The sequence below is a fragment of the Erwinia sp. LJJL01 genome (assembly GCF_047300805.2).
In the GTDB taxonomy this organism is placed as follows: Bacteria; Pseudomonadota; Gammaproteobacteria; order Enterobacterales; family Enterobacteriaceae; genus Erwinia; species Erwinia aphidicola.
Map to the genome: position 1 here is coordinate 1,435,289 of NZ_CP178576.1, position 19,306 is coordinate 1,454,594.

A 19,306-nucleotide genomic window follows, 5' to 3' on the forward strand; every position below is an offset into this window, starting at 1 on the left:
CGCTTTGTATGGATGGGTCATAAAGGGCTGACCAGCATCGCTTTAGCCGGGTGATGTTTAATTTACGTTATGCTAACAGCCTGAGGCATTAGCGGGTCTACGTCAAATTCACTTCCCGCTGTTTTCACGCGGCTTGCGCAGCACTTCGTCAATCTGCGGCTTATCGATTGGCCCACTGATGTGGTAGCGCAGCACCGAAATTTTATTCCACAGTGGGCCGAGCACCTTACTGGCAGCAAACACGGCGGCACCGACGACCGGATTGACCGCAAAGGCCGTCGCCACGCCAACAGTGGCGGAGATTTCCGGCGCGACGGTGGCTTCCATATCGATGCGGCGTTTAACCAGGTCCACATTGCCTTTCATCGCGATGTCCGCTTCCAGCCCGTCCACCAGGAGATTATCCGTACGCATCATGCCATTTTCGATCCAGGCCGTGCCGTTGATCGAGTCAAACCAGAAGCCCTGGCTGAAGGTATCGCTAAAGTCGAGGCGCAGCTTGCGTACCAGCGAATCAAAGCTCACCAGCCGCAGCAGCTGCCCGGCGCGCCCGGTGGAGACGTCGGCAATCTGTCCGGCGCCGAGGTGGGATTTTAGTACGCCGCTCAGCGTCTCTTCCGAAGGCTGCCACGGGGCAGAGCGCCAGTGCAGGTCATACTCGAGCCTGAACGGTGCATCGCGCAGTGGCGACGTAACGCCAAACCAGTTGGTGGCCTCATCGATTTTTTTACCGCTCAGCACGCCTTTCAGTGAGGTGCGCTGCTCGCCGGGCTTGTTGACCCACTCACCATTGACCGTCAGGTGGGTATTGCCGCTGTCTATCAGGCCGTTGGCTAACGTCAGGGTATCGCCGGACGGCGTCAGCTCGGCTTTCATCACGCCAAATTTCTGCCCGCGTAGCCAGCACTCATCGCAATTCAGGCGCAGTGCCGGCCAGCGGCTGAAGTTGATCGACGAGGCATCCTGCGGCAGCGGTACCGAGCCGCTACCTTTACTGTCCCACTGCGGGTTGTAATAAAGGTATTTCAGGTTAGCCAGCCACGGGCCATTTTTGGCAATCGCCAGCGATCCGTTAATCTCTTTGCCCTGTGCCTGTACCGTCATCTCGCCCCCCATTGCCTGGCTGAGAGTCGCCGTCAGATCCTGCCACTGCTGGCCCGCCAGCGTCAGTGTCGGGGTGTGCAGTTTAATATCGCCCGGCAGATACGCGCTGCCTGCCTGACCGCCCGCACCGCTACCAACACCAGCACCAGCACCGAGCAGCCCAATCCAGGCCTCACCGTCCAGCGGCGGCAGGTTCAGCACCATGCCGCGCGTATCCGGCAGCGCAGGGGTGCGCTGGGTGTCATTCTCCCAGATGCCGCGCTCAACGCGCAGCTGTTTGCCCAGCAGCCAGTGGCTGTTAAAGCGATGGCGCTCACCGACCGCACCGCTCAAATTGAAGCCGTTGAGATTACCCTTTACCAGTACCTTCACCGGCATGGCGCTGCCGCCCTTCTTATCGAGCGGAGAAGGTAAGCGACTACTCACATTTTTCAGATCGCCGTCGACATTAACCTGGTAGTTAGCCCCGCCGCCGTGCGGTAAACTAATCAGCACGTTGCTGCGCCACGGCACGCTGCCGCCCAGCTTTTTGCGCGCGGCTTCAGGGATCTGCGCAATATTGCCCGGCTGCCAGTTTGCGTTGAGATCGACGCCTATCTGGTAATCTTTCTCGCCTTCCTGCGTATTAAAGCTGACGCCGATCGGTTGACCAAACAGGCGCGCCGTCATTGCATCACTTTTCAGGTCACCATTATCGTAGGTAAAGCGGCCGGAAAGCTGCTCAAAGCGCGTTTCAATCGGTTTAACCAGCAGCGAGTTATTATTGAGGTTCACATCGCCCGTGGCGCGCACCTGCTCGCCGTCCAGCGGGATATCAAGATGTAAGTGACCACTCACATTACCGCCAATTTGCAGCTCATCCAGCGCGCCGCCGAGTGAAGGCTTAAGCGGGGATTGATTGAAGTAGTCGCGGATCTGCGGCCCGCCGCCTTTGATATCGCCATCAACGATCAGCTTTTCCTGCAGATAGTCAGGGATCACCGCCGAGATATTGTGCCCGTCCACCTCGCCCAGCTTGATCTTCTCTGCCTTCATCCACAGGCCGTTGTTGGCGAAGTCGAGGTCAATATCAAGGTTTTCCAACGCGGGCCAGCCGGGCTCAAATTCGTAGGTGGCCTTGCGCAGCGGCACGGCCACTTCAAACATCCCTTCATTATGCTTGAACGGAAAATCCTGCGGGTTACCGGCAAACAGCAGGGTAGCGTTGCTGACCTGCCCGCCTTTCAGCGCGCCGGTAAGATAGTGCACCAGATTCTTGCCCATCAGCGGCTCAGGGAAGTAACGCCAGGCCTGGCTGGCATCGCTCAGGTTAATACCGGCGAGAATATTGAGGCGCGGCGGCTGCCCTTTTGGCTGCTGATAGCTGAAATCGCCGTGCGCCCACAGGGAGTTCGCCTGCACGTCGAGCTGCTGACCGGATAACGTCAGCCCCTGCTCGCCGTACTGCCAGTTAATCTTTCCGCTAGCCTGGTTAATCTCCAGCGGCGCCCGGAACATCTCACCGTAAGGCAGCGAGGCCTGCTGAATGGCGAACGCCAGCTGCCCGTCGGCGACACTCCCGCTCAGTGAGCCGCTAAAATGCTCCATGCCCGGCAACAGCTCCCACTGCTGCCAGCTCAGATCCTGCCATTTCGCCTGGAAACGCGTACGCTCCGGCTGCTGCAGCGGCACATCGACCGCCAGCGCCTGTAGCTGTCCGCGCGGCTGTATCGAACGCCAGTTATCCAGCAGCTGCGGTGAAAGTTTGGCGAAAAGCGGCACCAGCGGATCAAGACGCTGCAGATCGAGGTCGGTGGCGCGCACGCGCAGTTCCGGCTGATGATCCGGCCCGGGCAGCAGGCTGTTTTCCGGCTGCCACATCAGGGAAAGCTGACCGTGCGGCCACGGCTGCCCGTCGGTAATAAAGCGCGTCTGCGGGATAGAGAGGTTCCACCCGCTGTTGAAACGGCTGATATGCGCGGTCAGGTTATCAACGCTGAGATGGTGCGACTGCCGATCGCCCTGCCAGTTCGCGCCCCCCTTCTTCAGCCAGACATCGCCATCGTGCACTTCGCCATTTTTCACGCTCATCCACGCCGCCAGGCTGAAGCGCGCGCTGTCGAGGCTGGTGTTATCGCGCATCCACTGGCCCAGCCACGGCTTCACATCGACGTCATCGGCCTGCATCCACACGCGGCCGGTGTCCAGATAGCCGTTGCTGTCGCTAAGATCGAGGCGTACCTGCACCACCCCGTGCTGCCCGGTAAAGCTGGAAAGGCTGACCAGTCCTTCCGCGCGGTGACGGGTTTTCTCATTCAGCCAGGTCAGCTGAGGGATCGCCAGTTCGGCACGCTGGCCGGAGGGCGTGACAAAGCTGATTTCGCTGTCGCGCAGATCAAAATGGTCAAACTGGCGCAGGAACAGGTCGTTGAGCTGCTCTACCTGAATGTTGGATTTGCCATTGTCGCCGGAGCTGAGCGGGGTATTGGTGACCAGATGGAACTGCCAGAAGGTCAGGTCACGAAACTGCCAGCGCAGGTGCAGTAGAGACTGCCAGACGTCGAGCGCCAGCGTCACGCGCTGAATTTTCAGTTCGCCACCGTCGGGCAATCCGGCCTGAATGTCTTTAATCTCAAGGCGCGGGCCGTAGTTTTCCCAGCTGCCTTCTAAAGAGCTGGCCTGCACCGGCACGCCGGTGGCGGAGGAGATATGTTCAAGGACAGGCGTGCGCCAGCCGTTGAGGTGAGGCATCAGCAGGCGTAAGCCACTGACCAGTAGCGCAGTCACCACGACTAACGTTGCGCCCGTCAGTAGCAAAATCCTCGGCAATCGCCTCACATACCTCTCCTTGTCACAGCCTGAATCTACATCATCACCACGTCAAACTGCTCCTGGGTATAGAGCGGTTCAACCTGGACTTTAACCTGTTTGCCGACAAATATTTCCACTTCCGCCAGCGCGTGCGACTCCTCACTTTTCAGCGCTTCGCCGACCGCGGGAGAAGCATAGACCAGGAAACGATCGGAGTCATAGGCATGATGCACCCTGACGATTTCACGCATGATCTCGTAACATACCGTTTCCACGGTTTTCAGCGTGCCGCGACCTTTGCATACCGGGCAATCCTGACACAATACATGCTCAATACTTTCACGGGTGCGTTTGCGCGTCATCTCCACCAGCCCGAGCTGGGAGAAGCCATTGACCCCGGTTTTCACCCGATCTTTACTCAGCGCCTGGTCGAGCGAGTGCAGCACGCGGCGGCGGTGATCTTCATTATTCATGTCGATAAAGTCGATAATGATAATCCCGCCCAGATTGCGCAGGCGCAGCTGGCGGGCAATCGCCTGCGTCGCTTCAATATTGGTATTGAAAATGGTCTCTTCGAGATTGCGATGGCCGACAAAAGCGCCAGTATTGATATCGATGGTGGTCATCGCTTCGGTCTGGTCGATGATCAGGTAGCCGCCGGATTTCAGCTCAACCTTACGGTCGAGAGAACGCTGGATCTCGTTTTCCACATCAAACAGATCGAAGATGGGCTGCTTGCCGGTGTACAGCTCCAGCTTAGCGGTCATCTCCGGGATATATTCACCGGTAAATTCCACCAGATGTTCGAAGGTCAGACGTGAGTCGATGCGGATGCGGTCAAGCGCAGCCCCGGCGAAGTCACGCAGGATGCGCTGCGACAGGGCAACTTCTCCATACAGGCGGCAGCGCGTCTGGTTGCGCTTCTTACGCTCAATCACCTTGGTCCACAGCCGCTTCAGGAACGCTGCGTCGGAGGCCAGCTCATCTTCACCCACGCCTTCGGCGGCGGTACGGATAATGTAGCCGCCCAGTTCGTCGCAGTAACCTGCAACCACGGCCTTCAGGCGGTCACGCTCGGCTTCGCTCTCGATGCGCTGCGATACGCCGACGTGCGATGCACCCGGCATAAATACCAGATAGCGCGAAGGCAGGGTAATATCGGTGGTCAGACGCGCGCCTTTGGTGCCGAGGGGATCCTTCACCACCTGCACCATCAGGTCCTGGCCCTGACGCACCAGCTCGGAGATATCGCGCACGATAAAGTTTTTCTTTTCGTCACGCGCCACGCATTCGGTGTGCGGCATAATATCGGAAGCGTGCAGGAACGCGGCTTTTTCCAGGCCGATATCGACAAACGCTGCCTGCATTCCCGGCAGTACCCGGCTGACGCGGCCCTTGTAGATGTTACCTACGATACCGCGGCGCGCTTCACGCTCAATGTGGATCTCCTGCAGGATCCCGCCATCAATATAGGCAACGCGGGTTTCTGACGGGGTAATATTTACCAGCAGTTCAGCTGTCATCTTGACCTCTCACTTCACGCAGCGACTGAAAATGGCTGAACAGCTCGGCGGTTTCCACCAGTGGCAGCCCAACGACCGCGTGATAGCTTCCATTAATTTTTCTGACAAAGTTGCCGCCCAGTCCCTGAATACCGTATGCCCCGGCTTTGTCCATCGGTTCACCGCTGGCAACATAGCTGGCAATATCTTCGGCCGTGAGCGCGCGGAAAGTGACGTCAGTGATCACCAGGCAATCCAGCGTTTGCTGACGGTCTGCCAGCGCAACGGCGGTCATAACCTGATGCGTCTGGCCGGAGAGCTTCGCCAGCATCGCGCCTGCGGCGGCCGTATCGACCGGCTTCTCCAGCACTTCATTATTCAGTACCACGATGGTATCCGCCCCCAGCACCGGCAGATCCTGTGCCGCCACGGCGACACCCGCCTGCGCTTTATCATGGGCGAGTCGGCGGACATACTGCTGCGCCGTTTCGCCGTCATGCCGCTGCTCTTCCACCTCGGTGGCGAGGCGTTCAAATGACAGGCCAAGCTGAGTCAGCAGTTCACGACGACGGGGGGAGCCAGAAGCCAGATACAGGGATACCATAATTGTCCTTTATTGTACGGCGAACTGGCGGCGAATCTTTCTCATCAGTAAGAACAACCACGGCCAGAGTACACCGTCGACGACGCTGCTCCAGAATATTTCCGGGCGAAAAGAGACATTAATCACTAAAAACTCTGCCCAGAAAACAACAACATCCATCGCCAGCGACAGCACCATCACCATCAGTGCCTGCTGCCACAGCGCCAGATTGCGGAACAGCTGGAATTTGAATGCCACCAGGTATGCGACGATGCTCAGCGCCAGTGCACGCACGCCGAGGGTCGAACCGGAGATGAGATCCATTATAGATCCCATCACGAAGCCGGTACCGACATTCACGCGGTGCGGCAGCGCCAGCGTCCAGTAAATGAGGATCAGCAGCAGCCAGGAGGGCCGGAACATATAGAACTGTTCCGGCCACGGCATAATTTGCAGCACCAGCGCGACCAGGAAGGAGAGCCAGATGACCCAGCGCCCCTGACTGCGATAGCGACTCAAGGCTGCACCCCACGCACGGCGGACTGGGTGCGCACAGGCGCCGCTGCCGGCGCGGCAGTTTGCGTGGCCGCCGCAGGGGCTGGCGGTGCCGGTGGCCCGACGACTTCACTCGCCTGCGGTAACACCTGCGGCATCATCTGCATCAGGCGCTCGTTGGCCACGCGGTGCACTTCATCCGGCGCCATTGGCATCGTGCCATTGCGATCGGCGCCCCACAGCAGCAGCAGATAACGCAGGCGCTGCAGGCCAGCGGTTGGACGTGCCTGGATCACGGTATAAGCGCGCTGGGTATCAACTTTCACTGATGACACTACGCCAACCGGATAGCCTTCAGGGAAGCGTCCACCCAGCCCGGAGGTCACCAGCACATCACCGACGCGGATATCGGTGTTACCCGGCAGATGCTCCAGCTGAAGATCTTCGGTGCAGCCGTTACCGGCAGCAATCACCCGGATGTCATTGCGCAGCACCTGAATGGGCAGCGCGTGTGAAGCATCGCAGATCAGCAGCACGCGGCTGGTGATTTTACCCACCGCCACCACCTGGCCGACCACGCCTTTATCGCTGATCACCGGCTGACCTTCATACACGCCGTTGACGCTGCCTTTGTCGATCACCACCTGATCGGTGTAAGGATCGGTACCGGTAGAGATCACCTGCGTCACCATTTTCTGCTCATCCTGACGCAGTGGTGAACCCAGCAGTTCGCGTAAGCGGGCGTTTTCCTGCTTAAACTGCCCCAGCATCAGCAATTCGCTGTTTTTCAGGATCAGTTCACGCTGTAAGGCTTTATTTTCCAGCTCGAGCTGCTGGCGGGAGGCCAATGTTTCAGAAACATTGTCCAGAATTTGACGCGGCCCGTTGGCCAGGAAGTAGAATGGACTGACGGCAGTGTCCATATAGGTGCGGATCTGGGAGAAAGCTCCCATACGACTGTCGGCAACAATTACGCCTATTGCCACTATAACCGCTAAAAATAAGCGTAACTGCAGGGAAGGCCCCCTGCTGAACATCGGCTTCATAAACTCGGCGTTTTCCTCGACAACATGAAAAAGGAGTGCGGGCAGCGCCCCGGCACTCCTTCAGGCAGATTATTCTTCGCTGAACAAATCGCCGCCGTGCATGTCGATCATTTCCAACGCTTTACCACCGCCGCGCGCAACGCAGGTCAGTGGATCTTCTGCAACGACCACCGGGATCCCGGTCTCTTCCATAAGCAGGCGGTCCAGGTTACGCAGCAGCGCACCACCACCGGTCAGTACCATGCCACGTTCGGAGATGTCCGATGCCAGTTCTGGCGGACACTGTTCCAGCGCAACCATCACCGCGCTCACGATACCGGTTAACGGCTCCTGCAACGCTTCGAGGATCTCGTTGGAGTTCAGAGTGAATCCACGCGGAACCCCTTCTGCCAGGTTACGACCGCGTACTTCAATTTCGCGCACTTCGTCGCCCGGGTAGGCTGAACCGATCTCATGCTTAATACGCTCTGCGGTGGCTTCACCAATCAGAGAGCCGTAGTTACGGCGCACATAATTAATAATCGCTTCGTCGAAGCGGTCACCGCCGATACGCACGGAAGAGGAGTAAACCACACCGTTCAGCGAGATCACGGCGACTTCAGTGGTACCACCACCGATATCCACCACCATTGAGCCGGTCGCTTCAGAAACGGGCAGGCCAGCACCGATTGCCGCAGCCATCGGTTCTTCAATCAGGAACACTTCACGTGCCCCAGCGCCCTGCGCGGATTCGCGAATGGCACGGCGTTCGACCTGAGTCGCACCTACCGGTACACACACCAGCACGCGCGGGCTTGGGCGCATGAAGCTGTTGCTGTGAACCTGTTTGATAAAGTGCTGCAGCATTTTTTCGGTGACAAAGAAGTCGGCGATAACGCCATCTTTCATTGGGCGAATAGCTGCGATATTGCCGGGGGTACGACCCAGCATCTGTTTGGCGTCATGACCGACTGCCGCCACGCTTTTAGGGGAACCGGCACGATCCTGACGGATAGCAACGACGGAAGGCTCATTAAGAACAATGCCCTGCCCTTTCACGTAAATCAGGGTATTGGCGGTACCCAGGTCGATGGACAAGTCGTTGGAAAACATGCCACGGAATTTTTTAAACATACTAAAGGATAATCCTGCAAGCTGGGGGCGGAAAATAAAATCCGCTTACTTTACCAACCACACGAAGCAGCGACAAGGCGCAAAAACGTTCTGCTCCGGTGAAAAATCATGCTATCTCGCGCCAGCGTCACAACCTTAAGCATCTGTTGTGAGACAGAGGCCGTCATTCCGGCAATCTGCTCTGGTTTTCCGACGATTCAGCGGACATAACATACATAAAAATTAACATTTTCAGTTTCGCCTGGGCCTGCGACAAAGCCGCATCGCACCACGACCGCGCGGGTATTCTACGTGAAAACCCGCCAGACGTGAGACTAAACTCGATATCTTTGCGAATATTTTTTCACGCTACTGTTAACCGGTTGTGAGGTAGCGAAAAAGTCCCCCTGACCACCAGTAACGCCCAGCTCAACCAGGGTTTGCCACTCTTCCTTAAAACGCACTCCCGCGGCAAAAACCTCAGTTGAAGTCTGCTTACAGCTCTCCAGCAGGCTTTGTACAAACAGCTGATTTTCGGTACGCCGATCGATATTGCGTACCAGGCCCGGATGCAGCTTGATCAACCGCACCTGAAACTGCTTGATATAGGCGGTACTGACCACCGTTAACCCTGCCTGATTCACCGCTACGCTACAGCCAAAACCGTAGAGTAAGCGGAACACCGGTTCTAAGCGGCTGATGTGTTGACACACATCCGCTTCTGCAAGTTCAAATAAAATACGTTTTCTTTGCGATTTAGTGCATTGCAGCAGCATATCGCGCAGCCAGTGCAGGAATGAGCGCTGTAATAATGAGTCGAGGGTCAACGGGATAGCAAGCGTTTCCTCCGGCCAGAGTTCGATCAGCGTCACGATACGCATCACCATCAGCCTGTCGTAGCGTTCCGCCAGCCCCAGCTGCTGCACCATCGGCAGATACTCCGCAGAGAGCAGCTCTTTCTCGCCGTCGAAGATGCGCGGCATCATCTCCCGGTGATCCACTTCACCGCGCGCATTGACCGCCGGTTTCTGGTAGAGCCGCGGTCCGCCACGGTTGACGGTATTTTCCAGTAAAGTGCGCCATTTCACGCTACCGCGCGCCAGATCCTGCTGCCCGCCTTCACCGACTGACCAGTTATTGCCGCCCAGCAAGGTCGCCTGCCGCGTCGCCAGCTCTGCATTTTCCATCACCTGCTGCGTGCTCTGCCCACTGCGCCAGCCGCTGATGCCGATATGGATCATATCGTCGCGATCGACCATACGCGTCGGCGGCAGTGTATCCACAGCGTTAATCAGCTGCGAGGCGATGCCGTCCGCATCTTTAACGCTGCGATGCGGCAGCAGAACGGCAAAATCGCTGCGGAAGTAGCGCGCCAGCAGTGCGCCGGGATAGCGCAGTACAAAGGTAGAAAGGATGTTGACGAGGGCAAACAGATAATCCTGCACCGCCGCATGGCCCCAGCGTTCGCTCAGGCTGTCGAAATCCGGCAGGCGGATCATCATCACCATGCCGTGCGTCCCGACCGCTTCGGGGTCTTCCAGTAGCGTGGTCAGCTGATTATCGAAAAACAGACGATTGTTCAGCCCGGTGCGGGCATCCTGGGCGGCAAACGCGCGGATTAACGTATCGATGCGATTATGCTGCTCGCCCGCCTCTTTCAGATCGCTCAGCAGCAGATCGATAGCGCTACTGGCCTTGGGCGGCCACTCATGGACCGAACCGGATCGCACTGTTGAACGCTCGCCCCTGATGATCGCTTCGGCACGCGCCTCCAGCCGCTCCATTCCCCGCAGCTGACGGTACATCCAGCGGTGAGCCTGTAACAGCAGCAGGGTCATGATCACCACCACCGCGACAATCGCCGACAGCGTTGAGGCGCCAATAAATGAGGTAAACCAAGTGCGGCTGAGATCGACCCACTGCACGCGCAGCGTCATATCCGCATGGCGCGGCAGCGGTAGCAGGATCTGGCGGTAGCGGTTGGGTTCGTCGTCCAGCAGCGACTGCTGATGGCGGGCAAGCTGCAGAAGGGGCGTTTGATGGCGCAGCAGCTCAATTCGCTCAATTTGCAGCGGATTCATTAGCTGACGCAGCCAGGGCTCAACCTGCTGTGGCGACTGAGTGAGGAGTGCGCTATCCACATCATCGGCCATCCGCTGGAGCCGATGTTCTGCCCGCTGGTTACTGAGATAAAAAAAGCTCAGCACGCAGCCCACCAGCATCAGTAATGTCGCCAGTGAACAAAGCAGCGTGACTATCGCAGAGAGTTTGGTGGTTAATCGCATCCTTGTGCCCATGTAACAGCGGTGATCGAGTCGTCATTAACACTGAACCGCAGCCTGATTGTTAACGACCGGAGAATTTCGGCTACCTGGCGGCAGCGGCGGGCAAAAATAACACAATCATCGCGCCGATTGCTTGCCCGGCGTCAGATAAAAACGCATTTTCGCGAGTATAGTCTCAGCAGGCTGCTATTTTCGTTACAGACATCATTTTCAGGAGATTCTTATGCAGGCACTGGTTCTCGAACAGTCTGAAGGCCACACCGTCGCGACGGTTAAGCAGATCGACGCGGATACGCTGCCGCCGGGCGATGTGACGGTGGACATTGACTGGTCAGGCATTAACTATAAAGACGCGCTGGCCATAACCGGTAAGGGCAAGATTATCCGCCAGTTCCCAATGGTGCCCGGCATTGACTTCGCCGGACGGGTGCATACCAGCAGCGACCCGCGTTTTCACAGCGGGCAGCCGGTACTGCTGACCGGTTGGGGGGTGGGTGAGAATCACTGGGGCGGGCTGGCCGAGCAGGCGCGGGTTAAGGCGGACTGGCTGGTGCCAATGCCGCAGGGCATGGACGGGCGCAAAGCGATGATTATCGGCACCGCAGGATTCACCGCGATGCTGTGCGTGATGGCGCTGGAAGAGGGAGGCGTCACCCCTGACAGTGGCGAGGTACTGGTTACCGGAGCCAGCGGCGGCGTGGGCAGTACCGCCGTGGCGCTGCTGCACGCGCTGGGTTATCGGGTGGCGGCGGTCAGCGGACGTGAATCAACGCACGACTATCTGCGTCAGCTCGGCGCCGATGAAATCCTGCCGCGCAGCGACTTCAGCGCGCAGTCGCGCCCGCTGGAGAAACAGCGCTGGGCCGGGGCCGTCGACACCGTAGGCGATCGCGTGCTGGCCAACGTGCTGGCGCAGACGCACTACAACGGCGTGGTCGCGGCCTGCGGCCTGGCGGGCGGCTTTGCGCTGCCCACTAGCGTGATGCCGTTTATTCTGCGCAACGTGCGCTTGCAGGGTATCGACTCAGTCATGACGCCCGCGCCGCGCCGCATCGAAGCGTGGAAACGCCTGCTGAAAGTGCTGCCCGCCGCGTTTTATCAGCAGGCCACGACGGAGGTTTCCCTTGCCGACGCCGCCACTGCTGCAGAAAAGCTGCTGAATAATCAGAGCACCGGCCGCACGCTGGTGCGCATCCGCTAACTGACCGCCCCTTCCCCTGCCGCCCGGCGGGGGATCTCTTCCAGGAAATTTCACATTTTTTGCCGATTACTCGCGCAAACTCCGGCCCTGAGCCATGCTCAACGTTATTCCCCTACAAAGAGCAAGGGTCGCCGATGAAACCCGTGAATAAACTGACTGAAAATGACGTCACGCCAGAAAGCGTGTTCAACAGCCGTCGCCGCACGCTGCTGAAAACCCTGGGCCTGAGCGCGGCGGCCCTGTCGCTGCCGAACGCCGCACGCGCGGATGTGCTGTCGTGGTTTAAAGGCCACGATCGCCCACCTGCACCCGCCGGTAAGCCACTTGATTTCAGTAAGCCACAGCAGTATCAGGCCGACCTTGCCCTGACGCCGGAAGATAAAGTTACCGGCTACAACAACTATTATGAATTTGGGCTGGATAAGGCCGATCCGGCAGCCAATGCCGGGACGCTGAAGACCACCGACTGGAAAATTGAGATCGGCGGCGAGGTCGGTAAACCGCTGACGCTGGATATGGATGACATCTTTAAACGCTTCCCGCAGGAACAGCGCATCTATCGCATGCGCTGCGTTGAAGCCTGGTCGATGGTAGTGCCGTGGATTGGCTTTGAGCTGGGCAAACTGCTGAAGGCCGCTGAGCCCACCAGCAATGCGCGCTATGTGGCCTTCCAGACCATTTATGCGCCGGATGAGATGCCCGGCCAGAAGGACCGCTTTATCGGCGGCGGCATGGATTATCCCTATGTTGAGGGGCTGCGCCTTGATGAAGCGATGCATCCACTCACCCTGCTCACCACCGGCGTATACGGCAAAGCCCTGCCGCCGCAGAACGGCGCCCCTATTCGCCTGACGGTGCCGTGGAAATACGGTTTCAAAGGGATCAAGTCGATCGTCAAAATCACTTTGGTGAAGGATATGCCGCCGACCACCTGGAACCAGACCGCCCCGAACGAATATGGCTTCTTTGCCAACGTGAACCCACACGTCGACCATCCGCGCTGGTCGCAGGCCAGCGAACGCTTTATCGGGTCCGGCGGTATTCTCGATGTGAAACGCCAGCCAACGCTGCTGTATAACGGCTATGCTGACCAGGTCGCTTCGCTGTATCGCGGGCTGAATCTGCGGGAAAACTTCTAAATGGTGCGCCTGTCGGTTAAACAGATCACCGGACTGAAGGTTGTGCTGCATCTCGCCGGATTTCTGCCCCTGCTGTGGCTGCTGTTATCCATCGATCAGGGTTGGTTTAGCGCCGATCCAGCGAAAGATATCCAGCATTTTACCGGCAGGATGGCGTTGAAATTTCTGTTGGGGTCGCTGCTGATCGCTCCGCTGGCGCGCTATGGTAAGCAACCGCTGCTGATCCGCGTGCGCCGTCTGCTCGGGCTGTGGTGTTTTGCCTGGGCGACCCTGCACCTGGTGAGCTACTCCCTGCTGGAGCTGGGTATCAGCAATCTTGGCCTGCTCGGCTCGGAGCTGGTTTCGCGCCCTTATCTGACGCTCGGCATTATCAGCTGGCTTATTTTGCTGGCGCTGGCACTCACCTCTTTCCAGAAAGCGCAGCGCAAGTTGGGTAAACGCTGGCAGCTGCTGCACAATGGCGTCTATCTGGTCGCGATCCTTGCGCCCATTCACTACCTGTGGTCAGTTAAGGTTTACTCGCCGCAGCCGTGGATTTATGCGCTAATTGCGGCGATCCTGCTGGCCTGGCGCTATAAGAAGATTCGCAATTGGTTCCGATAAGCGAACCGCGAATATTGTGTCCCACCCCACAGTTGCTACACTCAACTGCGCCTTTTTTCAGCGGCGCGGTTGATCATCTTCGCTGATACGACCAGTATTTAGCTGCTAATTGCGTTGATATCGTTATAATGCCCGACTTCGAAGGGTGACCAGGGCCAAATTTCATCTGAAAAGGTGACAAATCGGCTTTGGCGATGTATTTTGTGCGATGCCTCAGTTATCGCAGGAGATAGCAGCAAGATGACCGATAAGTTTCATGTACTGCTCTTAAACGGCCCCAACCTGAATTTGCTGGGGAGCCGTGAGCCTGAGAAGTATGGTCACACCACGCTGGCCGATATTGTCAGCGATCTGACCGCACAGGCAGGCAAACTCAACGTGACTCTGAGCCATCTCCAGTCCAATGCGGAACATGCGTTAATTGATCGCATTCATGAAGCGAAAGGCAATGTCGATTATATCGTCATTAACCCGGCGGCATTCACTCATACCAGCGTAGCACTGCGTGATGCGCTGCTGGCGGTGAGTATTCCGTTTATCGAAGTTCATCTGTCCAATGTGCATGCTCGTGAGCCCTTTCGCCATCATTCGTATCTTTCTGATATTTCTGCCGGCGTGATCTGTGGACTTGGCGTCGACGGTTATTCCTGGGCTTTACAGACGGCAGTTAAACGCCTGTCACCATCTAATTAAACAGAGTACGGAACCACACTCATGGATATTCGTAAGATTAAAAAACTGATCGAACTGGTTGAAGAATCAGGCATCGCTGAACTGGAAATCTCTGAAGGCGAAGAGTCAGTTCGCATCAGCCGCTCACCAGCTAACGTCGGTTACCCGATGATGCAGCAGGCGTATGCTGCGCCGATGATGCAGCAGCAGCAGCCAGCTCTGGCTACCGCCGTTGCTCCAGCGACCGCTCCAGCAATGGAAGCGCCAGCTGCTGCCGAGATCAGTGGCCATATCGTGCGTTCCCCAATGGTCGGTACTTTCTACCGCACCCCAAGCCCTGACGCGAAAGCGTTTGTGGAAATCGGTCAGAAAGTTAACGCCGGTGACACCCTGTGCATCGTTGAAGCGATGAAAATGATGAACCAGATCGAAGCCGATAAATCCGGCGTTGTGAAAGCGATTCTGGTCGAAAGCGGTCAGCCTGTTGAGTTTGACGAGCCGCTGGTAGTCATCGAATAACGAGGCGAACCATGCTGGATAAAATTGTAATTGCTAACCGCGGTGAAATCGCGCTGCGTATTCTGCGTGCCTGTAAAGAGCTGGGCATCAAGACCGTTGCTGTCCACTCCACGGCCGATCGCGACCTGAAGCACGTGCTGCTGGCGGATGAAACCGTCTGTATCGGCCCGGCTCCATCGGTTAAAAGCTATCTGAACATCCCGGCGCTGATCTCCGCGGCGGAAATCACCGGCGCCGTGGCTATCCACCCTGGCTACGGCTTCCTGTCTGAGAATGCCGACTTTGCTGAGCAGGTTGAGCGCTCTGGCTTTATCTTCATCGGCCCGAAAGCTGACACGATCCGCCTGATGGGCGACAAAGTGTCGGCGATCACCGCGATGAAAAAATCCGGTGTACCGACCGTACCTGGATCTGACGGTCCGCTGACCGAAGATATGGAAAAAAACCGTGCCTTCGCCAAACGTATCGGCTACCCGGTAATCATCAAAGCCTCCGGCGGCGGCGGCGGTCGTGGTATGCGCGTCGTGCGCAGCGACAAAGATCTGGAACAATCCATCAACATGACGAAAGCGGAAGCCAAAGCGGCTTTCAACAACGACATGGTGTACATGGAGAAGTACCTGGAAAACCCTCGCCACGTCGAAATTCAGGTATTGGCAGATGGTCAGGGCAACGCGATCTATCTGGCAGAACGTGACTGCTCCATGCAGCGCCGTCACCAGAAAGTCGTGGAAGAGGCGCCAGCACCAGGCATCACCGAAGAGATGCGTCGCTACATCGGCGAGCGCTGCTCGAAAGCCTGCGTAGAGATCGGCTATCGCGGTGCAGGTACCTTCGAGTTCCTGTACGAAAACGGCGAGTTCTACTTCATTGAGATGAACACCCGTATTCAGGTTGAGCACCCGGTTACCGAGATGATCACCGGCGTTGACCTGATCAAAGAGCAGCTGCGCATTGCTGCCGGTCAGCCGCTGTCGATCAAACAGGAAGAGGTGATCATCCGTGGTCATGCGGTGGAATGCCGTATTAACGCTGAAGATCCTAACACCTTCCTGCCAAGCCCTGGCAAGATCACCCGCTTCCATGCACCGGGTGGCTTTGGCGTGCGCTGGGAATCTCATATCTACGCCGGCTATACCGTGCCGCCGTACTATGATTCCATGATCGGCAAACTGATCACTTTCGGTGAGAACCGCGATGTGGCGATTTCACGCATGAAAAATGCGCTGGCTGAGCTGATCATCGATGGGATCAAAACCAATATCGAACTGCAGATGAAAATCATGTCAGACGAGAACTTCCAGCACGGTGGGACCAATATCCACTATCTGGAGAAGAAACTCGGCCTGCAGGAGAAGTAATCAAGCGCGGGTCTGGCATGCCTGCCCCTGCCCGTGGGGGGCGGTTATCGCGCCACTGCGCTATTGTTGCGGGCCGGGCATGCCCGGCCCGCAACAATGTCAGCGATCGATATGCAGAGGGGCCGATTATTCGGCCCCTTCTTATTTGGGAAAGAAACGCATGGAAAAACGTTTTGTACAGGCCCACCGTGAAGCTCGCTGGTCTTTCTGGCTGGCGGTGGCTTATCTCGCCTGCTGGGCGCTGTCAGCCTGGCTGCCGGGCGACGCGCAGGGGGTAACCGGCCTGCCGCACTGGTTCGAAATGGCCTGCCTGCTAATACCCGGCCTGTTTATCTTTCTCTGCTGGCTGATGGTGCGCGTCGTCTTCCGCGACATTCCTCTGGAGGACGATAAACATGAAGTTTGAAATTATTCTGCCGCTGATTGGCTATCTGCTGCTGGTCGCCGGTTTATCTGTCTTTGCCATGCGCCAGCGCCGCGCCGGCAGCTTCCTGAGCGAGTATTTCCTCGGCAGCCGCTCGATGGGCGGCTTTGTGCTGGCCATGACGCTGACAACCACCTATATCAGCGCCAGTTCATTTATCGGCGGTCCGGGAGCAGCCTATAAATATGGGCTCGGCTGGGTGCTGCTGTCGATGGTGCAGGTGCCTGCCGTCTGGCTGTCGCTTGGCGTGCTGGGCAAGAAGTTTGCCATTCTGGCGCGCCGCTACAATGCAGTCACCCTCAACGATATGCTGTACGCGCGCTATCGCAGCCCGCTGCTGGTGTGGCTGGCAAGCCTGAGCCTGCTGGTCGCCTTTATCGGCGCGATGACCGTGCAGTTCATCGGCGGAGCGCGCCTGCTGGAAACCGCCGCCGGGATCCCCTACGACAAAGGTCTGCTGATTTTTGGCAGCACCATTGCGCTGTATACCGCCCTTGGCGGCTTCCGCGCCAGCGTGCTGAATGATGCGATGCAGGGCGTGGTGATGCTGATTGGCACCTTCCTGTTACTGTTTGCCGTGATCCATGCCGCAGGCGGAATGCACAGCGCCGTCAGCACGCTGCAGAAAATTGATCCGCAGCTGGTCTCTTCATCCGGCGTCGGGGGCATTTTGACGCCCACCTTCCTTGCCTCGTTTTCGGTGCTGGTCTGCTTTGGGGTGATTGGCCTGCCGCATACGGCGGTGCGCTGCATCTCCTATAAAGACAGTAAGGCGATGCATCTGGCGATCCTGCTCGGCACCGTGGTGGTCGCCGTGCTGATGCTGGGTATGCACCTGGCGGGCGCGCTGGGACGCGCGGTACTGCCTGACCTGGCGATCCCCGATCAGGTGATCCCGACGCTGATGATCCAGGTGTTGCCGCCGCTGGCTGCCGGCATTTTCCTGGCGGCACCGATGGCGGCGATCATGTCCACCATTAATGCCCAGCTGCTACAATCATCGGCGACGATCGTCAAAGATCTGTTTTTGCGCGTGCGCCCGCAGCACCTGGATAACGAACCGCTGCTGAAACGTCTCTCTTCCGCGATAACCCTGGTGCTGGGCATGCTGCTGCTGCTGGCGGCCTGGAACCCGCCGGATATGATCATCTGGCTTAATCTGCTGGCCTTTGGCGGTCTGGAAGCGGTGTTCCTCTGGCCGCTGGTACTGGGCCTTTATTGGGAGCGCGCTAACGCTGCTGGCGCACTGAGCAGTATGATCGCCGGTGCCGGTTGCTATACCCTGCTCGCCAGCCTGAATCTGCAACCGTGGGGCTTCCACCCTATCGTGCCAGCGCTGCTGCTTAGCCTGCTGGCGTTTGTCATTGGCAACCGCTTTGGCCGTGTTGACGCCGAAGCGGACACTGCCGCCCTATTGTCTGAATAAAGAGAATCGCTATGCCCTGGATACAAATGAAAATTAACAGCACCGGCGCCCAGGCTGAAGAGCTGAGCGACGCGCTGATCGAGAACGGGGCCGTTTCGGTCACCTTCCAGGATACGCATGATAATCCGGTGTTTGAGCCGCTGCCGGGCGAAACGCGCCTGTGGGGCGATACCGATGTGATTGGCCTGTTTGATGCCGAAACGGAGATGGAAGATGTCATCGCCGGGCTGGAGCAGTGCCCGCTGTTAGGCGCAGGTTTTCCGCATAAAATTGAGCAGATCGAGGACAAAGACTGGGAGCGTGAGTGGATGGATAACTTCCACCCGATGCGTTTCGGCGAGCGCCTGTGGATCTGCCCGAGCTGGCGCGATGTGCCGGACCCGCAGGCGGTGAACGTGATGCTTGACCCGGGCCTGGCGTTTGGCACCGGCACCCATCCCACTACCGCGCTGTGCCTTGCCTGGCTTGACGGCCTCGACCTGGCAGGCAAAACGGTGATCGACTTCGGCTGTGGCTCCGGCATTCTGGCGATTGCCGCGCTGAAGCTGGGGGCCGCCGCCGCTATCGGCATTGATATCGATCCACAGGCGATTCAGGCCAGCCGTGATAACGCCGAGCGTAACGGCGTATCAGAGCGTCTGTCGCTCTATCTGCCACACCAGCAGCCGGAGTACCTCAGTGCCGATGTGGTGGTGGCGAATATCCTTGCCGGCCCGCTGCGCGAACTGGCACCGCTGATTAGCGTACTGCCGATCGGCGGCGGGCATCTGGGTCTTTCCGGCGTACTGGCCAGCCAGGCCGAGAGCGTGTGTGAAGCCTATGCCGATACCTTTGTTCTCGACCCGGTGGCCGAGAAAGAAGAGTGGTGTCGCATTACCGGGATCCGCCGATAAAACAACCACCTGGCGCAGATCGGATGAGCTGCGCCAGCGCTTTACATCCGTCAGATGTCCCGAATAACAGGCAAACTGACGTGAATTATGTTGTTATCCAGGTCACAAAAAAAGAAAAATCTTTGTACACAATTTCGTCAATTTTTTTTAATCCCTTGTTTTATAAATGAT

General features: G+C 57.8%; 16 protein-coding genes. 9 read left to right on the top strand and 7 right to left on the bottom strand.

The annotated features are described in order from the left end of the window. Positions 1–108: 108 nt before the first annotated feature. From yhdP to csrD, 7 genes are all read right to left on the bottom strand, one after another. Positions 109–3,921 carry an AsmA2 domain-containing protein YhdP gene (gene yhdP, locus ACLI4M_RS07485; protein ID WP_133622585.1) on the bottom strand — a complete coding sequence of 1,271 codons (3,813 nt, stop codon included), beginning with the start codon at positions 3,919–3,921 and terminating at the stop codon, positions 109–111. A 26-nt stretch (positions 3,922–3,947) separates the two neighbouring features. Next, on the bottom strand, positions 3,948–5,417 hold the full coding sequence (rng, locus tag ACLI4M_RS07490) for a ribonuclease G (protein WP_048914421.1): 1,470 nt from the start codon (positions 5,415–5,417) through the stop codon (positions 3,948–3,950). Beyond that, positions 5,407–6,000 carry a Maf family protein gene (locus ACLI4M_RS07495; RefSeq protein ID WP_133622584.1) on the bottom strand — a complete coding sequence of 198 codons (594 nt, stop codon included), beginning with the start codon at positions 5,998–6,000 and terminating at the stop codon, positions 5,407–5,409. Before ACLI4M_RS07495 ends, rng begins: the two co-directional genes overlap by 11 nt. 9 nt (positions 6,001–6,009) lie before the next feature. Next, positions 6,010–6,498 carry a rod shape-determining protein MreD gene (gene mreD / locus ACLI4M_RS07500; RefSeq protein WP_048914419.1) on the bottom strand — a complete coding sequence of 163 codons (489 nt, stop codon included), beginning with the start codon at positions 6,496–6,498 and terminating at the stop codon, positions 6,010–6,012. Further along, positions 6,495–7,520, bottom strand: a complete 1,026-nt coding sequence (mreC, locus tag ACLI4M_RS07505) for a rod shape-determining protein MreC (RefSeq protein WP_048914418.1) — start codon at positions 7,518–7,520, stop codon at positions 6,495–6,497. Before mreC ends, mreD begins: the two co-directional genes overlap by 4 nt. A gap of 69 nt (positions 7,521–7,589) precedes the next feature. Beyond that, positions 7,590–8,633 (bottom strand): rod shape-determining protein MreB, encoded by a 1,044-nt coding sequence (gene mreB, locus ACLI4M_RS07510; RefSeq protein WP_003855260.1) that lies wholly within the window; start codon positions 8,631–8,633, stop codon positions 7,590–7,592. A 314-nt stretch (positions 8,634–8,947) separates the two neighbouring features. Then, entirely contained in the window at positions 8,948–10,897 is a 1,950-nt protein-coding gene (gene csrD / locus ACLI4M_RS07515) for an RNase E specificity factor CsrD (protein ID WP_133622583.1), read from the bottom strand. Between the two features lie 223 nt (positions 10,898–11,120). Here csrD and acuI point away from each other — a divergent pair, with 223 nt between their 5' ends. From acuI to prmA, 9 genes are all read left to right on the top strand, one after another. Next, the gene (gene acuI / locus ACLI4M_RS07520; RefSeq protein ID WP_133622582.1) at positions 11,121–12,098 is read left to right on the top strand and encodes an acrylyl-CoA reductase (NADPH); all 978 of its coding nucleotides are present in this window, start codon (positions 11,121–11,123) and stop codon (positions 12,096–12,098) included. A gap of 134 nt (positions 12,099–12,232) precedes the next feature. Then, the gene (msrP, locus tag ACLI4M_RS07525; RefSeq protein ID WP_048914415.1) at positions 12,233–13,237 is read left to right on the top strand and encodes a protein-methionine-sulfoxide reductase catalytic subunit MsrP; all 1,005 of its coding nucleotides are present in this window, start codon (positions 12,233–12,235) and stop codon (positions 13,235–13,237) included. A gap of 3 nt (positions 13,238–13,240) precedes the next feature. Then, complete coding sequence (msrQ, locus tag ACLI4M_RS07530; RefSeq protein WP_133624997.1) at positions 13,241–13,840, top strand: protein-methionine-sulfoxide reductase heme-binding subunit MsrQ; 600 nt, start codon at positions 13,241–13,243, stop codon at positions 13,838–13,840. 240 nt (positions 13,841–14,080) lie between these two features. Beyond that, positions 14,081–14,533 carry a type II 3-dehydroquinate dehydratase gene (gene aroQ, locus ACLI4M_RS07535; protein WP_048914414.1) on the top strand — a complete coding sequence of 151 codons (453 nt, stop codon included), beginning with the start codon at positions 14,081–14,083 and terminating at the stop codon, positions 14,531–14,533. 21 nt (positions 14,534–14,554) lie between these two features. Beyond that, positions 14,555–15,031, top strand: a complete 477-nt coding sequence (gene accB / locus ACLI4M_RS07540) for an acetyl-CoA carboxylase biotin carboxyl carrier protein (RefSeq protein ID WP_048914413.1) — start codon at positions 14,555–14,557, stop codon at positions 15,029–15,031. An 11-nt stretch (positions 15,032–15,042) separates the two neighbouring features. Continuing rightward, complete coding sequence (gene accC, locus ACLI4M_RS07545) at positions 15,043–16,392, top strand: acetyl-CoA carboxylase biotin carboxylase subunit (RefSeq protein ID WP_048914412.1); 1,350 nt, start codon at positions 15,043–15,045, stop codon at positions 16,390–16,392. Between the two features lie 160 nt (positions 16,393–16,552). Then, positions 16,553–16,798, top strand: coding sequence for a YhdT family protein (locus tag ACLI4M_RS07550; protein WP_048914411.1), 246 nt, complete (start codon positions 16,553–16,555; stop codon positions 16,796–16,798). Next, positions 16,788–18,242 carry a sodium/pantothenate symporter gene (gene panF, locus ACLI4M_RS07555; protein ID WP_133622581.1) on the top strand — a complete coding sequence of 485 codons (1,455 nt, stop codon included), beginning with the start codon at positions 16,788–16,790 and terminating at the stop codon, positions 18,240–18,242. The genes ACLI4M_RS07550 and panF overlap by 11 nt, the downstream gene beginning before the upstream one ends. Positions 18,243–18,253: 11 nt before the next feature. Next, the gene (prmA, locus tag ACLI4M_RS07560; protein ID WP_133622580.1) at positions 18,254–19,135 is read left to right on the top strand and encodes a 50S ribosomal protein L11 methyltransferase; all 882 of its coding nucleotides are present in this window, start codon (positions 18,254–18,256) and stop codon (positions 19,133–19,135) included. Positions 19,136–19,306: the final 171 nt, after the last annotated feature.

Coding starts and splice junctions, on each gene's coding strand:
- mreC (WP_048914418.1), bottom strand. CDS start 7,520: ATGAAGCCGATGTTCAGCAGGGGGCCTTCCCTGCAGTTACGCTTATTT.
- accB (WP_048914413.1), top strand. CDS start 14,555: ATGGATATTCGTAAGATTAAAAAACTGATCGAACTGGTTGAAGAATCA.
- mreB (WP_003855260.1), bottom strand. CDS start 8,633: ATGTTTAAAAAATTCCGTGGCATGTTTTCCAACGACTTGTCCATCGAC.
- accC (WP_048914412.1), top strand. CDS start 15,043: ATGCTGGATAAAATTGTAATTGCTAACCGCGGTGAAATCGCGCTGCGT.
- aroQ (WP_048914414.1), top strand. CDS start 14,081: ATGACCGATAAGTTTCATGTACTGCTCTTAAACGGCCCCAACCTGAAT.
- acuI (WP_133622582.1), top strand. CDS start 11,121: ATGCAGGCACTGGTTCTCGAACAGTCTGAAGGCCACACCGTCGCGACG.
- ACLI4M_RS07495 (WP_133622584.1), bottom strand. CDS start 6,000: ATGGTATCCCTGTATCTGGCTTCTGGCTCCCCCCGTCGTCGTGAACTG.
- panF (WP_133622581.1), top strand. CDS start 16,788: ATGAAGTTTGAAATTATTCTGCCGCTGATTGGCTATCTGCTGCTGGTC.
- msrP (WP_048914415.1), top strand. CDS start 12,233: ATGAAACCCGTGAATAAACTGACTGAAAATGACGTCACGCCAGAAAGC.
- prmA (WP_133622580.1), top strand. CDS start 18,254: ATGCCCTGGATACAAATGAAAATTAACAGCACCGGCGCCCAGGCTGAA.
- ACLI4M_RS07550 (WP_048914411.1), top strand. CDS start 16,553: ATGGAAAAACGTTTTGTACAGGCCCACCGTGAAGCTCGCTGGTCTTTC.
- csrD (WP_133622583.1), bottom strand. CDS start 10,897: ATGCGATTAACCACCAAACTCTCTGCGATAGTCACGCTGCTTTGTTCA.
- rng (WP_048914421.1), bottom strand. CDS start 5,417: ATGACAGCTGAACTGCTGGTAAATATTACCCCGTCAGAAACCCGCGTT.